At 64.2% G+C, this 14,046-nt stretch carries 12 protein-coding genes; 7 read left to right on the top strand and 5 right to left on the bottom strand.

The annotated features are described in order from the left end of the window. Positions 1–9: 9 nt before the first annotated feature. Positions 10–1,260 (bottom strand): efflux RND transporter periplasmic adaptor subunit, encoded by a 1,251-nt coding sequence (locus WG899_RS18740; RefSeq protein WP_339597180.1) that lies wholly within the window; start codon positions 1,258–1,260, stop codon positions 10–12. Between the two features lie 245 nt (positions 1,261–1,505). Between WG899_RS18740 and WG899_RS18735 the strand changes: the two genes are divergently transcribed. Further along, entirely contained in the window at positions 1,506–2,246 is a 741-nt protein-coding gene (locus WG899_RS18735) for a TetR family transcriptional regulator (protein WP_339597179.1), read from the top strand. 130 nt (positions 2,247–2,376) lie between these two features. Further along, complete coding sequence (locus WG899_RS18730; protein WP_339597178.1) at positions 2,377–4,788, top strand: YgiQ family radical SAM protein; 2,412 nt, start codon at positions 2,377–2,379, stop codon at positions 4,786–4,788. A gap of 9 nt (positions 4,789–4,797) precedes the next feature. Here the strand turns inward: WG899_RS18730 and WG899_RS18725 are convergent, their stop codons facing one another. Together WG899_RS18725 and WG899_RS18720 are read right to left on the bottom strand one after the other, a co-directional pair. Then, positions 4,798–5,049, bottom strand: a complete 252-nt coding sequence (locus WG899_RS18725) for a hypothetical protein (RefSeq protein ID WP_339597177.1) — start codon at positions 5,047–5,049, stop codon at positions 4,798–4,800. 2 nt (positions 5,050–5,051) lie between these two features. Continuing rightward, positions 5,052–5,465, bottom strand: a complete 414-nt coding sequence (locus WG899_RS18720) for a phage holin family protein (RefSeq protein WP_339597176.1) — start codon at positions 5,463–5,465, stop codon at positions 5,052–5,054. Between the two features lie 186 nt (positions 5,466–5,651). Here WG899_RS18720 and WG899_RS18715 point away from each other — a divergent pair, with 186 nt between their 5' ends. Beyond that, positions 5,652–7,904: a GGDEF/EAL domain-containing response regulator gene (locus WG899_RS18715; protein WP_339597175.1), complete on the top strand. Its 2,253-nt coding sequence runs from the start codon at positions 5,652–5,654 to the stop codon at positions 7,902–7,904. A 102-nt stretch (positions 7,905–8,006) separates the two neighbouring features. On the opposite strand, the gene WG899_RS18710 is transcribed toward WG899_RS18715, so the two are convergent. Together WG899_RS18710 and ald are read right to left on the bottom strand one after the other, a co-directional pair. Further along, positions 8,007–8,318, bottom strand: a complete 312-nt coding sequence (locus WG899_RS18710) for an ElaB/YgaM/YqjD family protein (protein WP_339597174.1) — start codon at positions 8,316–8,318, stop codon at positions 8,007–8,009. Positions 8,319–8,437: 119 nt separating this feature from the next. Then, on the bottom strand, positions 8,438–9,553 hold the full coding sequence (gene ald, locus WG899_RS18705; protein WP_339597173.1) for an alanine dehydrogenase: 1,116 nt from the start codon (positions 9,551–9,553) through the stop codon (positions 8,438–8,440). Between the two features lie 179 nt (positions 9,554–9,732). Between ald and WG899_RS18700 the strand changes: the two genes are divergently transcribed. Genes WG899_RS18700 through WG899_RS18685 form a run of 4 tightly spaced genes read left to right on the top strand, consistent with a single transcriptional unit; the run spans position 9,733 to position 14,042 of the window. Beyond that, positions 9,733–10,950 carry a 6-phosphofructokinase gene (locus tag WG899_RS18700; protein ID WP_339597172.1) on the top strand — a complete coding sequence of 406 codons (1,218 nt, stop codon included), beginning with the start codon at positions 9,733–9,735 and terminating at the stop codon, positions 10,948–10,950. A 5-nt stretch (positions 10,951–10,955) separates the two neighbouring features. Then, complete coding sequence (locus tag WG899_RS18695; protein WP_339597171.1) at positions 10,956–11,444, top strand: FecR domain-containing protein; 489 nt, start codon at positions 10,956–10,958, stop codon at positions 11,442–11,444. Beyond that, positions 11,441–12,040, top strand: a complete 600-nt coding sequence (locus WG899_RS18690) for an OmpA family protein (RefSeq protein WP_339597170.1) — start codon at positions 11,441–11,443, stop codon at positions 12,038–12,040. Before WG899_RS18695 ends, WG899_RS18690 begins: the two co-directional genes overlap by 4 nt. After that, a complete protein-coding gene (locus WG899_RS18685) occupies positions 12,018–14,042 on the top strand; it encodes a CHASE2 domain-containing protein (protein WP_339597169.1) in 2,025 nt (674 codons plus the stop codon). Before WG899_RS18690 ends, WG899_RS18685 begins: the two co-directional genes overlap by 23 nt. Positions 14,043–14,046: the final 4 nt, after the last annotated feature.

Here is a 14,046-nt window from a genome sequence, read left to right as displayed (position 1 = left end):
ACCCTCGCCTTACTTCGCTGCGGCGCTGGCGGCCGAGGCCGGGGCGGCAGCCGGTGCTGCCGCTGAAGCGGCGGCCGCAGGCGACCATGGCACTGGCGTCACCGGTGCGCCCGGCACAAACATCTTCTGGAAGCCATCGACGATGACTTGCTCGCCTACCTTCAGGCCATCCAAGACCACCCATTGATTGCCGGCCGCCTGGCCGACCTTGACGACGCGCGGCACGGGTTTGTTGTCGGGGCCAACCACCAACACGGTGTCGCCCTGGCTGCCGCGCTTGACGGCTTGCTGCGGCAGCAAAATACCGGCCGGCAATTCGCCTTGCGTCAGGCGCACCCGCACATACTGGCCAGGCAACAACATGCCTTCGGCATTCGACACCTCGGCACGCAGGGTCACTTGGCCCGAACCGGCATCCACGCTCAAGTCGGTGAACAAGAGTTTGCCGGGCTTGGCCAGCTCGCTGCCATCGTCCAGCACCACGCGCACCTCGGCGGCTTGGCCATTGCTGCCACCGGCCTTGCGAAGCTGGCCTGTGCTCAGGGCACGGCGCAGCTGTTGCACCTCGTTGGCGCTTTGGGTGAAGTTGATATAGACCGAGCTGGTTTGCTGAATCAGCGCCAGCTGCGTGGCCTCGGCGGCGCTGGCCAGCGCGCCCTCCGTCACCAAAGCTCGGCCGATGCGGCCGGAGATCGGTGCGCTGACATGGGCATATTCCAGATTCAGCCGAGCACTCTGCACCGCCGCGCGGCCGGCGGCCACGTCAGCCTCGGCCGCCTTGGCGGCAGCCACCGATGTCAGGTATTCCTGCTGCGAAATCGCCTTGCCCTCAAACAAGGGCTTGTTGCGCTCGGCCTGAGCGGCCGCCTGAACCAAATTGGCTTGCGCCTTGGCCAAGGACGCTTGCGCGCTGTCCAAGGCCGCTTGATAAGGCGCCGGGTCGATCTGGAACAGGGCTTGGCCTGCCTTGACCTCGCTGCCTTCGGTGAACAGACGCTTCAAGACCACGCCATTGACGCGGGCACGCACCTGCGCTGTGCGCTGGGCTTCCACACGGCCCGGTAATTCGGTTTGCAGCGCAACCGCTTGGCTTTGCGCTTGGACCACACCCACTTGCGGTGGAGGCGGCATGCCACCACCCGGGCCTTGCGCGGCAGCCGGCTGGCCGCCGCCGCATGCCGTCAGACTGGCGGCAATGGCGATGACCAGCGGCGTCCAGTACAGCAGACGAGCACCGGTCCCCAGACGGGGGGAGTTCATTGGAGAAGCAGTGGGGTTCTTCATGGCTTGATGAGCATTCGGGCGCCCGCTGGGCGCAAATTGATAGAGAGGTGACGGCTGAGAATTCAAATCTTGAGGCAACAAAGTTCGTTGACGAGGGGCGGCAGCGGCGGCGTGCCGAGGTGTTCTGGAGCCTGATCGGCATTGCTCGACCAGTTCAACATGGCTCGCAGTATAAACATACATGCGCGAATGTATGTTAAATCGTCTAAAATAACCTCACGATGGCCAGGAAAACAAAACAGGAAGCCGAAGAGACCCGCACCCGACTGCTGGATGCAGCTGAAATGCTGTTCCAGCAACGCGGGGTGTCGCGCTGCTCGCTGCAAGACATTGCCCAAGCCGCAGGCGTGACTCGCGGCGCGGTGTACTGGCACTTTCAAGACAAGGCTGAACTGTTCAACGCCATGATGGAGCGCGCCACCATGCCGCTGGAAGAAGGCATGAACCCGCCCAGCATGGTGGAGGGCCATCTGAGTTTGGCCGAATTGCGTTGGGGCTTGGTGAATGTGTTCTACACCGCCATGCACAACGAGCGCACCCGACGCGTGTTTGAGATCGCCATGCAAAAGGTCGAGTACAGCGGTGAAATGCAGGCCCTGCATGAGCGCAAGCTGGCCTCACACCGCGAATGGCGTGGCCAGAACCAAGCCGCGTTTGACCACGCAGTCAGCATCGGGCAATTGCCGAAAGGGCTCAACACGCGTGTCGCCGCCGTAGCCCTGGTGGCCATGGTCGATGGCTTGCTGCACCAGTGGATCATGGACCCCGACTCTTTTGACCTGCTGGAAGTGGGCCAAGCCACCGTCGAGGGCTATTTGAGCAGCCTGGCGATGGGCGGCGCCGCCCTGCTGCCGCAGCTGACGGCTGAAGAACGCGCCCGTCTGGGGCAAGAAGGCATTTGCCGCCGCAGCACCGGCCCCTCATCCGGCGCGAGCTCGGTGCCTGACGCTGCCCCCAAATAAGGCACCCCCGGCTTTTGCGCGCTGGTTTGAGAACTTTTTGCGCGCCTAAGCCCTTGATTTTTGTCGGTATTCCCCGGGTTTGCCCCAAGTCAGGGACAATCTAGGGTTGCCCATCTCCCGAGCCGCCGCCGTGTCCGCACACCCGACCCTCACCGTACCGAAACCGAACAAAGCCCTGACGGCCTATCGCCCGTTCTGGGCCAAGCGCTTTGGTCCTGCGCCATTTCTGCCCATGAGCCGCGCAGAAATGGATCAGCTCGGCTGGGATTCCTGCGACATCATCATCGTCACCGGTGACGCCTATGTGGACCACCCCAGCTTCGGCATGGCGGTGATCGGGCGCACGCTAGAGGCGCAGGGCTTCCGTGTCGGCATCATCGCGCAGCCCGATTGGCAAAGCGCCGAGCCCTTCAAGGCCTTGGGCAAACCGAATCTGTTCTTCGGCATCGCGGCCGGCAATATGGATTCGATGATCAACCGCTACACGGCCGATCGAAAAATCCGCAGCGACGACGCCTACACGCCCGGCGGCCAAGGCGGCGCGCGCCCAGACCGCGCCACCCTGGTCTACACCCAGCGTTGCAAAGAAGCCTGGAACGAAGTGCCCATCGTGATCGGCGGCATCGAGGCCTCGCTGCGCCGCATCGCCCATTACGACTATTGGCAGGACAAGGTGCGCCGCTCGGTTCTGGTGGACTCAAAAGCCGATCTGCTGGTCTACGGCAATGCGGAGCGGGCCATTGTTGAGATTGCCCACCGCCTGGCTGCACGGCACAAGGTGGAGACCATCACCGATGTGCGCGGCACCGCCTTCATGCGCCGCACCGATGACCCGACCTCGCATGAATGGTTCGAGCTGGACTCCTCCGAGGTGGACATGCCGGGCCGCATCGACGCGCATATCAGCCCCTACCAAACGATTGAAGAAACCGCCGAAAGCAAGGCTGCATCTTGCGTGACCGGCCAGGTCAAGGCGCCAGAGTCGGACGGAAGCAAACCGATCAAGATCGTGCGCAACGCTGCCAGCCCAGCCGCACCGGCAGCAAGCGCTCTGGCTGGCAAGATCCAGATGCCGCCGCGCGAGCGCACCGTGGTGCGCCTGCCCGCTTACGAGCAGGTCAAGAGCGACCCGGTGCTTTACGCCCACGCGAACCGCGTGCTGCACTTGGAAACCAACCCCGGCAATGCCCGTGCCCTGGTGCAGCGCCATGGCGACCGCGACGTCTGGATCAACCCGCCGCCGATCCCGCTGAGCACGGCCGAGATGGACCACGTCTTCGACCTGAACTACGCGCGCTCGCCCCACCCTCGTTATGCCGATGAGAACGGCAGCCACGACGGCGCGACCAAGATCCCGGCCTGGGAGATGATTCGCTTCTCGGTCAACATCATGCGCGGCTGTTTCGGCGGCTGCACCTTCTGCTCCATCACCGAGCATGAAGGCCGCATCATCCAGAGCCGTAGCGAGGACTCCATCATTCGAGAAATCGAAGAGATGCGCGACAAGGTCAAGGGCTTCACCGGCATCGTCTCCGACCTCGGCGGGCCCACAGCCAATATGTACCGCCTGAGCTGCAAGAGCCCCGAGATCGAAGCGGCTTGCCGCAAGCCCTCTTGCGTCTACCCCGGCATCTGCCAAAACCTGAACACCGACCATGACCCGCTGATCAAGGTCTACCGCCGTGCGCGCGCCCTGAAGGGCGTGAAGAAGATCCTGATCGGCTCCGGTCTGCGCTATGACCTGGCCATCAAGTCACCCGAGTATGTGAAGGAACTGGTCACCCACCACGTGGGCGGCTACCTGAAGATCGCGCCTGAGCACACCGAGGGCGGCCCGCTGTCCAAGATGATGAAGCCCGGCATCGGCACTTATGACAAGTTCAAGCAGATGTTTGAGCAGGCCAGCGAAGAAGCCGGCAAGAAGCAGTACCTGATCCCCTACTTCATCGCCGCCCACCCCGGCACCTCGGACGAGGACATGATGAACTTGGCGGTTTGGCTGAAGAAGAACGGCTTCCGCGCCGACCAGGTGCAGACCTTCTACCCCAGCCCCATGGCCACGGCCACGGCCATGTACCACTCGGGCAAAAACCCGCTGAAGAAGATCACTCGCAACGCCGAGACCAGTGAGACCGTGGACATCGTGCGCGGCGACCGTCGACGCCGCCTGCACAAGGCCTTCTTGCGCTATCACGATGCCAACAACTGGCCGATGCTGCGCGAGGCGCTGAAGACCATGGGCCGAGAAGACCTGATTGGTAACGGCAAATACCATCTGATCCCGACCTACCAGCCGGTGACCGATGGCAGCTACGAGAGTGCCCGGCGCAAGAATTCGACCCCGACCGGCGTCAGAACTTCGGTCGCCAAGCCGCTGGCCAAAAAGGCAGGGGCTGCGCCGCAGCGGGGTCAGTTGCTGACCCAACACACCGGCCTGCCGCCGCGCGACACAGGCAAACGCCCGGGCCCCGTTCGCAAGACCACATCGGTGAGCGGCGGCGGCCAGCGCGTCGGCACGGGCAAGAAGTCGCCCGCACGTTGAGGGGTCACATCAAGGCTTGCTGAATAGGCGGATCAGGCGCAGCACCAGCTGAGTCCAACCGAGCATTTTGGAAAGCCGCCCGGGCCGGCGCAAGCCGGCCAACAGCAAGACCAGGCCGGCCGCGCCGCCGGCCAAACCCATCCAGCCGGCCGGACGCGCCAGCGCCCCCAGCTCGCTACGCAACTCGGCACGCAGCTCGATATTGCGCAGCTTCAGCGCCAATTGGCGCTGCTTCAATTCAGTCAACTCACGGCTGAACATGATCAAGGCTCCAGGGCGCTGCGGTCACGCCCCAGTTCCGCCGCGCTGCCGGCGAACATGCCGCCCGGCTGACTCAATTGCTTGCGCGCGCCCTGCCACAGGCTCAAGGCCAAGCCCAGGTAGAGCAGGCACAAGCCCAATGCCGTCAACCAGCGCCAGCCCTCGGGCGTCAGCAGCAGCAGGCACAGGCTCAACATGCCCAGCGCCGCGGCGGCCAGCAACAACGCCATAAAGCCCTGGGCCAAGCCGGCAAACAGGCGCAGCTTTTCGGCCTCCAACTCGGTCGACAACAGTTCGACGCGCGTTTGCAACAGCTCCAAGCCATGCGCCAGCAAGCGGCGTGCTCGCTCACCGAGGCCGGCGCCGCCGCCCATGGCTCCGGCCTTGCTTTCGTGTTCTTCTTGCTGCTTGCTCATCGCGTCCTCCCGAAAAAACACCGTCAACTTATTGATTGCCAGACCGATGCTGCGACAAATCGTCTATAACCGCAAACAATCCTGTCGCAAACGGCGCCACATAGGCAATTGCGCGCATAGCGACTCGGTGCACAATCCAATACCCTTACGCAATTGTCAATTCATCGGCTGGAGCACAGGCCCCTCATGCGCGAGACAAACAGTCCGGCTTTGCCCGACCCGTCGGGTGATGATGATCTGCTGGAATTTTTAGATGGCCCGGAACACGGCGAAGCCGACGGCGACCATCAGATCCGCCCATGGCGAATCCTGATCGTTGACGACGACAGCGACGTTCACAAGGCTACCGAATTGGCCATGCAAGGCCTGCAAGTCGAAGGCCTGCCACTGAGCTTTTTGCACGCCACCTCGGCGGCGGAAGCCCGACAGGTTCTGGCGGCCGAGCCCGATCTGGCGGTGGTCCTGCTGGACGTGGTGATGGAGTCCGAAGACGCCGGCCTGCAGTTGGTCAAGTTCATCCGCACCGACCTGCACCTGGGTGCCGTGCGCATCGTGCTGCGCACCGGCCAACCGGGCTATGCACCTGAAATCGAGACGGTGCAGGCCTATGACATCAACGACTACAAGACCAAGTCCGAGCTGACCCGAACCCGGCTTTACACCGTGTTGACGGCAGCGATCCGCTCCTACAAGCAGATTTGCGCACTCGAAGCGAACCGGCGGGGCCTCGAACTGATTGTCGAAGCCAGCACCGAACTGAGCCGCATGCGCGGCCTGCATCGCTTCGCCGAAGGCGTGGTGACCCAGCTCTGCGCCATGCTGGGCATCTTGCCCGAAGGCTTGGTGTGCGCGCAGGTCGAGCATGACGCCAATGCCGAGGTGCGCATCGTCGCCGCCGCTGGCCAATACAGCGGTCTGATCAACAGCCCATTGGCGGCCGTGCAGATCAAGTCGGTGCGCGAACGACTGCAGCGCTGCCTGACTCAGCGTGAGAACCTTTACGAAGACGGCACCTGCCTGTATTTCGGCCTCTCCAACGGCCGTCCTATGGCGGCCCTGGTCGATGTAGGCCGCACCTTAAGCCCGATGGACCAGCAATTGCTGCGTGCCTTTTGCTCCAATATTTCGGTCGGCTTTGAAAACGTTGTGCTTTACAGCAAGCTGCTGGATCAAGCCTACAACGACCAACTGCTGAACTTGCCAAACCGCAACCGCTTCGTTGAGTTGCTGGACAAAAATCTCAAGGACCCTGAGGGTGTGACCCTGGCCCTGATCGACATCGACGACTTCTCCGACATCAACGATGCCTTTGGCCACCACTTCGGCGACCAGGTCTTGCGCGCCGTGGTGGCGCGCTTGGTCGCAAAACTGGGCCTGAACACTTCGATGGCACGCGTCGGCGCCGACACTTTTGGGCTGCTGGGCCAGCAAGAACAGGTTTGCGCGGAGTCCATCCAGGATGTGTTCCTGGAACCTTTTGCGGTCGCCGGTGAGCGTCTGCAACTGTCTGCCACCACCGGTCTGGTGCGACTGACCGAGTCGGCGGCGGTCGGTTCCGAGTTGCTGCTCGATGCCCAAATTGCACTGAAACAGGCCAAGCAACAGCACCGTGGCTCCTCGCAATACTTCTCCCCGGCGATGGGCACCGATGCCCGTGAGCGCTTCAAGCTGCTGAAAGGCTTGCGCGCCGGCTTTGAGGAAAACCGCCTCTTCGTCGTCTATCAGCCGCAGGTGGACTTGCCCAGTGGCGCCACCATTGGCGCCGAGGCGCTGCTGCGCTGGCGCACCGAGGAAGGCACCTTTGTGCCACCGGATCAGTTCATTCCACTGGCCGAGAAGTCCGGCCTGATCATCAGCATCGGTGAGTTTGTGCTGCGCACCTCCTGCCACCAACTCAAGCGCATGGTGGACTTGGGCTTCAGCGACTTCCGCATGTGCGTGAACGTGTCACTGGCGCAGTTCCGTCACCCGGACTTCATCTCGGTGCTGACAAACGCCATGCGAGACATTGGCGTCAATGGTCGCAATCTCGAACTCGAGATCACCGAATCGATGGCCATGGAAGACACCGAGTTGGTGATGCATGTACTGGCCGACATCAAGCGCCTGGGCATCACCGTGGCCATCGATGACTTCGGCACCGGCTTCTCGTCTCTGAGCCATCTGCGCCAACTGGATGTTGATCGTTTGAAGATAGACCGCGCCTTTGTGCGCGAGGCGCAAACCTCCAGCGCGGGCTCGACGATTGCGCAGATGGTCATCAACCTGGGTCGCGGGCTGGGCCTGACAGTCATCGCCGAAGGCATCGAAACCGAAGAGCAGCGCCAACTGCTGCTTGGCCTCGGTTGCCACGAGGGCCAAGGCTATTTGTTCGCCCGCCCAATGCCGGCCGATCAGCTGGAAAAATGGATGGCGCAGCCTTCAGGCGGTACCGCTTAACCCCTCTAGCGTCGCGCGTCATAACGACGCCAATCAACGCCATCCAAGGCTATTCAACGCCCATCAAAGCCAAGGCGGCAGCGCCGCCCTGGCGCCCCAGGCTCAGCGACGGCTGATCAACATACCCAAGAGCAGGCCGATGCCGGCGGCGACGCCGATGGCCTGCCAGGGCTTCTCATGCACATAGGCATCGGTGGCGCGGCCGGCCGCCTTGGCCTTTTCCACCGCCGCGTCTTGCAGATCGGCCAGATTGTGTTTGGCCCGGTCCAGGCTGGCCTGCACCTTGGCGCGCAACTCCGATGCACCCTCGCCGGCTTGCCCGGCGGTGGCCCGCAGCAGACCTTCGGCCTCGGTGACCACCGAGTGCAGGTCCTTCATCAAACGATCCTTGTGAGCTTGGGTCAAGTCAGACATGGCTTTTCTCCTTGGCAAGTGTTAACCGGTTTTCAACGCTAACGCCTTTGGGCGCCGGAGCCATGATCCATATCAATGACTCCGGACGCAACCCCACACCTGGCGCGCCCTGCGCCCTTTCAGTTCAGCAGGCTTTCGGCGGGCACATATTCGTAACCCAGATCGCGGGCCACCGCCTCGTAGGTCAGCTGGCCCAGCGCCACGTTCAAACCCGAGCATAGATAAGGGCTGTCGTTCAAAGCCTGGCGCCAGCCCTTGTCGGCCAGCGCAACTGCGTGGCCAATGGTGGCGTTGTTGAGTGCAAAGGTCGAGGTGCGCGCCACCGCGCCGGGCATATTGGCCACGCAGTAATGCACCACACCGTCGACCACAAAGGTCGGGTCGGCGTGGGTGGTGGCATGTGAGGTTTCGAAGCAACCGCCTTGGTCGATGGCCACGTCCACCACCACCGCACCTTTCTTCATACGGGAGACCATATTGCGCGTCACCAGCTTGGGCGCCGCCGCGCCGGGAATCAGCACGCCGCCAATGACCAGATCGGCCGCCAGCACCGACTCCTCCACGCTTTGCACATTCGAGTACTGGGTGGTGATGCGATTGCCGAACACCAGATCGAGCTGACGCAGACGGTCCACGCTCTTGTCCAGCACGGTCACGCGCGCGCCCAGGCCAACAGCCATCTGCAGCGCATGGGTGCCAACCACGCCAGCGCCAATGATCACCACGTGCGCTGGGGCAACACCTGGCACCCCGCCGAGCAGGACGCCCATACCGCCCTTGCTCTTCTCCAGATGGGCTGCGCCGGCCTGGATCGACATACGCCCGGCCACCTCGCTCATCGGCGCCAACAGCGGCAAGCCGCCACCGGGGCCGGTGACTGTTTCGTAGGCAATGCAAATAGCACCTGACTTGACCAAGGCCGCCGTTTGCTCCGGATCGGGCGCCAGATGCAGATAGGTGTAGAGGATCTGACCTTCGCGCAGCATCGCGCATTCCTGCGGCTGCGGTTCCTTGACCTTGACGATCATGTCGGCTTGCGCGAACACCGTTGCCGCATCGGCCGCGATGCTCGCACCTGCCGCCACGTAATGCTCATCCAGCAGACCAATGGCCGCACCGGCGCCGGTCTGCACCAGCAGCTGATGGCCGCGCGAGCTCAGCTCGCGCACACTGGCCGGCGTCAGGCCAACGCGGTATTCATGATTCTTGATTTCCTTCGGGCATCCGATCTTCATGTGAGGTCTCCGTGGCTTGTGCAAGCCTTGTTGTGGTGGCATGTTGTACGACCATCGCGGCGGCCGCGCAAGCATGATTCAAGCCGCTTCAGCACCATTAGATTCTCTTATGCTGGGTCACCTCAGACACGCTTGCTAAGCCACAATCAACACGCATCACAATGCCATCAGGAGCCCTCATGTCGCGTTGCAAGATTCTTGTCACCCAGGGCGGCGGCCCCACCGCCGTGATCAATCAATCCTTGGTCGGCGTGGTGCTCGAAGCGCGCCGGCAAGACCAGGTCGGCCTGGTTTATGGTGCTCGCCATGGCGTGCGCGGCATCCTCAACGAAGACTTCGTTGATTTGACGCAAGAAACCAGCCACAACCTGGAGTTGGTCGCGCAGACGCCCTCCTCCGCCCTGGGCTCGACCCGCGACAAGCCCGATGCCGCCTACTGCCACAAGATTTTCAAGGTCTTGCAGGCCCACGGCATCACGCATTTCTTCAATATCGGCGGCAATGATTCGTCCGACAGCACCCGCATCATCAGCGAGGAAGCGGCCGCCGCCGGCTACCCACTGCGCTGCATCCACATCCCCAAGACCATCGACAACGACTTGGTCGGCAATGACCACACCCCCGGCTTCCCTTCCGCAGCCCGCTTCGTCGCCCAAGCCTTTGCCGGCGCCAACCTCGACAACGCGGCCCTGCCCGGCGTCTATCTCGGCGTGGTGATGGGCCGGCACGCCGGCTTCTTGACCGCCGCCTCGGCCCTGGGTAAGAAGTTCCCCGACGATGGCCCGCACCTGATTTACCTGCCCGAGCGCGTCTTCGATCTGACCCAGTTTCTGGCCGATGTGAAGGCCATGTACGAGCGCCACGGGCGCTGCGTGATTGCGGTGTCCGAAGGCATTCATGACGCAACCGGCGAGCCCATCGCCGCTCAATTGGCCAAGGACCTGGAGCGCGATGCCCACGGCAATGTGCAGCTGTCCGGCAACGGCGCGCTGGCCGATCTGCTGTGCGAAGAGATCAAGACCAAGCTGGGCATCAAACGGGTGCGCGGCGACACCTTTGGCTATCTGCAACGCAGCTTCATCGGCTGCGTCTCGGATGTGGACCAACGCGAGGCGCGCGAGGTTGGCGAGAAGGCGGTGCAATTCGCCTTCAATGCCGGCCGCGACGGTTCGGTCGCCATCCAGCGCAGCGGTTACTACTCGGTGGACTACGCGCTGCTGCCGCTGGAGGCGGTGGCCGGCAAGACCCGCGTGATGGACAATGAGTTCATCAGCGCCAGCGGCACCGATGTGACCGATGCCTTCCGGCTCTACCTGCGTCCCCTGCTGGGCTCGGGCCTGCCGGACGCCTTCCGGCTGCGCCCCAATCCGGTAGCAAAGATCCTGAACCCCGACTGAGTTCCATGCCCCTGTTGTTCAATTCTCGTCTCACCGCGCTGGCCACCATGGCCGCGCTGCTGAGCAGCCTGTCGGCGCCATCTCTGCATGCGGCAGAGATCTCCGCCAAGGCCAGCATCGGCCAGGTCAAACGCCTTAGCGGCACCGTCATGCTGGATCGCGGGGGTCAGGTCTTGACGCCGCAGCCCGGCATGAGTCTGCAAGAAGGCGACCGCCTGCGCACCGGCGCTGACGGGCTGGCCGGCGTGACCTTGAGCGACGACAGCCTGCTGACCGCCGGGCCCAACAGCAGCTTGCTGATCAGCAGCTTCAGCTTCAACACCACCACCCACGACGGCGCCCTGCAAGCCAAGTTAGGCCGTGGCAGCCTGCATGTGGTGACCGGTTTGATTGCCAAGAAGGCGCCGGAGAAGGTCAACTTCCAGGCCCGCAGCGTGGTCTTGGGCGTGCGCGGCACCGAGTTCATCGTCGATGTCGGCGGAGCCGAAGAATGAGCCCGCGTTGGTTAAGCGCCGCCATGAGCCTGCTGCTGGCGGCCTGCGCACAAGTCCCGGTTGAGAGAGTCATATTGCTGCCCAAGGCGGATGGCAGCAGCAGCGGCGCTTTGCTGGTTCAAGCGCGCTCGGGCTCGCAGCAATTGCTCTTGGCCGAAGCCTATGCCCAAGCGGATGCGAACCCCGCCGCGCTGAGCTTGAGCCGCAGCGACGCGGGAACGGTGCAACGCGACTACGGCGCCTTGCTGGCCATGCAGCCGATGCGCCCACGCATCTTCGTCGTCCAGTTCGCCAGCAACTCCAACACCTTGACGGCCGAGACCGCACCGGTGCTGGCCGAGGTCCGGGCAGCATTGGCCGCGCAAGTGGCCGGCGAGCTGGTGGTGATCGGCCACACCGACCGGGTCGGCAGCCTGGAGGCGAATGACAAGCTGTCGCTGGCGCGCGCCGCCAGCGTGCGCGATCTGCTGGTCAAGCAAGGTGTGGCAGCGCAGCGCATCGAGGTGGTGGGCCGCGGCGAGCGCGAGCCGCTGATCGCCACCGCCGACGAGCAAGCCGAGGCGCGCAACCGTCGTGTCGAGATCAAGCTCCGTTAGTCGGCTCTCGCGCCGCTGGGTCGCTGGGCTGCGCTGGCTGACCGGCCTGAGTTTGCTGGCCTTGCTGCTGGCCCAGGCCACTCACCGCCTCAACCTGCCCGCCCTGGATGGGCTGGAGCGCTATCTGTATGACCAGCGCCTGGCCTGGTCGGCCCCGCCCGAGGCCGACCCGCGCATCGTGGTGCTGGACATCGACGACAAGGCCTTGGCCGCCCATGGCCGCTGGCCTTGGCGGCGCGGCTTGTTGGCCGAGCTGCTGACGCGCTGCTTTGAGCAAGAAGGCGCCGTCCTGCTGGGCATGGACTTGATTCTGGCCGAGCCCGATGCCAGCTCGGGGCTGCCCGCGCTGGAGCGCATGGCGCGTGGCAGCCTGAGCGACAACCCGGCCTTCTTGGCCGAGCTACAGGCTCTGCGCCCGCAGTTGGATGACGACGGGCAGCTGGCCCAGGCCTTGGCGCGCCATCCGGTGGTCTTGGGCTTTTACTTCTCCGAGTCGCAGCTCAACACCCGCAGCGCGGCCCTGCCGGCGCCGCTGTTCAGCACCACGACGGCAGAAGCACGCGGCCTGCTGGCTTTGCCGAATTGGCAAGGCTACGGCGGCAACCTGGCCCGGCTGCAAGAAGCGGCCGGCCAAGCAGGCTTTCTGAACGCCATCGCCGACAGCGACGGCCTGACACGCAGCAGCCTGCTGCTGGCCCGCCAAGGCGAGCAGGTGTTTGCCTCGCTGCCGCTGCGCCTGGCCCAAATTGCCCTCAACAGCCCCCAGCTCACACCGCTGTTTTCGGCCACTGGCGCTTTGACAGGCCTGCAACTGAACAGCCCGCAAGGCCCCCGCCGGGTCGCCACCGACGAGCAAGGTCGCGTGCTGCTGCCCTACCGCCAGCGCTCCGCTGATTTCATCCATTACTCCGCCGCCGATCTGCTGGCCGACCGGCTGCCGGCCGATGCCTTGCGCGGCCGCATCGTGCTGCTGGGCAGCAGCGCGGCGGGCCTGCTGGACCAAAGGGCCACGCCGCTGGCGCCGGTCTATCCCGGCGTGGCAGTCCATGCCACCGTGCTGTCGGCACTGCTCGACGGCACGCTGGCCCACCATCCGGCCGATGGCCCGCTGCTGGCATCGCTGCAGCTCTTGGCCATCGCGCTGATCTTGCTGCTCGCGTTGCTGCGGCTGCCCTTGTGGGCGGGCACGCTGCTGGCCGCCTTGCTGCTGGCGGCGCTGCTGGGGCTCAACGGCCTGGCCTGGTTGCGCTGGCGCGAGGCCTGGCCCTTGGCCGGCCCGCTGTGCCTGGCGACCGGCCTGTTCGGCCTGCACTTGTTGCTGGCCCATCTGGGCGAACGCGGTGCCCGCCGCCGGCTGACGCAGTTGTTTGGGCAATATGTGCCGGCCGCCCTGGTGGCCGAAATGAGCCAGCGGCCCGAGCAATACTCGATGGCCAGCCGCAGCGCCGAGCTGACGGTGATGTTTGCCGATGTACGCGGCTTCACCGGCATCTCCGAGCGTTTGCCGCCGCAAGCCTTGGCCGAGCTGATGAACGAGTACTTCAGCGAGATGGCCCGCATCATTGGCGAGCATCGAGGCACGGTGGACAAATACATGGGCGATGCGGTGATGGCCTTCTGGGGCGCGCCCCTGGATGACCCCAAGCACGCCCGCCATGCGGTGCAGGCCGCACAGGCGATGCAGCGCAGCTTGGTGGCGCTCAACCAGCGCTTCGCCGCGCGCGGCTGGCCCGACTTGCGCATCAGCATTGGCCTCAACACCGGCCATATGGTGGTGGGCGATATGGGCTCGCAGCAGCGCCGTGCGTACACGGTGCTGGGGGACGCAGTCAACTTGGCGGCCCGCTTGCAGGCCCTATGCGCCGAGCGTGAGGCCGGCATTCTGATCGGCGAGCAAACGCAGGCCGCCATCCCCGGCCTGCGGGCCACGCCTCTGGGAGCCCAGTTTCTGCGCGGCCGCGCCGCCCCATTGCATGTGTTTCAGATCGAGAATGTGGCTTGACCGA

It is taken from the genome of Paucibacter hankyongi, assembly GCF_037482915.1.
Lineage (GTDB): Bacteria > Pseudomonadota > Gammaproteobacteria > Burkholderiales > Burkholderiaceae_C > Paucibacter_A > Paucibacter_A hankyongi.
The sequence above is the reverse complement of the archived record's forward strand: the minus strand, read 5'-3'. Positions and strand labels throughout refer to the sequence as shown.

Coding starts and splice junctions, on each gene's coding strand:
- WG899_RS18740 (WP_339597180.1), bottom strand. CDS start 1,260: ATGAACTCCCCCCGTCTGGGGACCGGTGCTCGTCTGCTGTACTGGACG.
- WG899_RS18735 (WP_339597179.1), top strand. CDS start 1,506: ATGGCCAGGAAAACAAAACAGGAAGCCGAAGAGACCCGCACCCGACTG.
- WG899_RS18725 (WP_339597177.1), bottom strand. CDS start 5,049: ATGTTCAGCCGTGAGTTGACTGAATTGAAGCAGCGCCAATTGGCGCTG.
- WG899_RS18720 (WP_339597176.1), bottom strand. CDS start 5,465: ATGAGCAAGCAGCAAGAAGAACACGAAAGCAAGGCCGGAGCCATGGGC.
- WG899_RS18715 (WP_339597175.1), top strand. CDS start 5,652: ATGCGCGAGACAAACAGTCCGGCTTTGCCCGACCCGTCGGGTGATGAT.
- WG899_RS18710 (WP_339597174.1), bottom strand. CDS start 8,318: ATGTCTGACTTGACCCAAGCTCACAAGGATCGTTTGATGAAGGACCTG.
- ald (WP_339597173.1), bottom strand. CDS start 9,553: ATGAAGATCGGATGCCCGAAGGAAATCAAGAATCATGAATACCGCGTT.
- WG899_RS18700 (WP_339597172.1), top strand. CDS start 9,733: ATGTCGCGTTGCAAGATTCTTGTCACCCAGGGCGGCGGCCCCACCGCC.
- WG899_RS18695 (WP_339597171.1), top strand. CDS start 10,956: ATGCCCCTGTTGTTCAATTCTCGTCTCACCGCGCTGGCCACCATGGCC.
- WG899_RS18690 (WP_339597170.1), top strand. CDS start 11,441: ATGAGCCCGCGTTGGTTAAGCGCCGCCATGAGCCTGCTGCTGGCGGCC.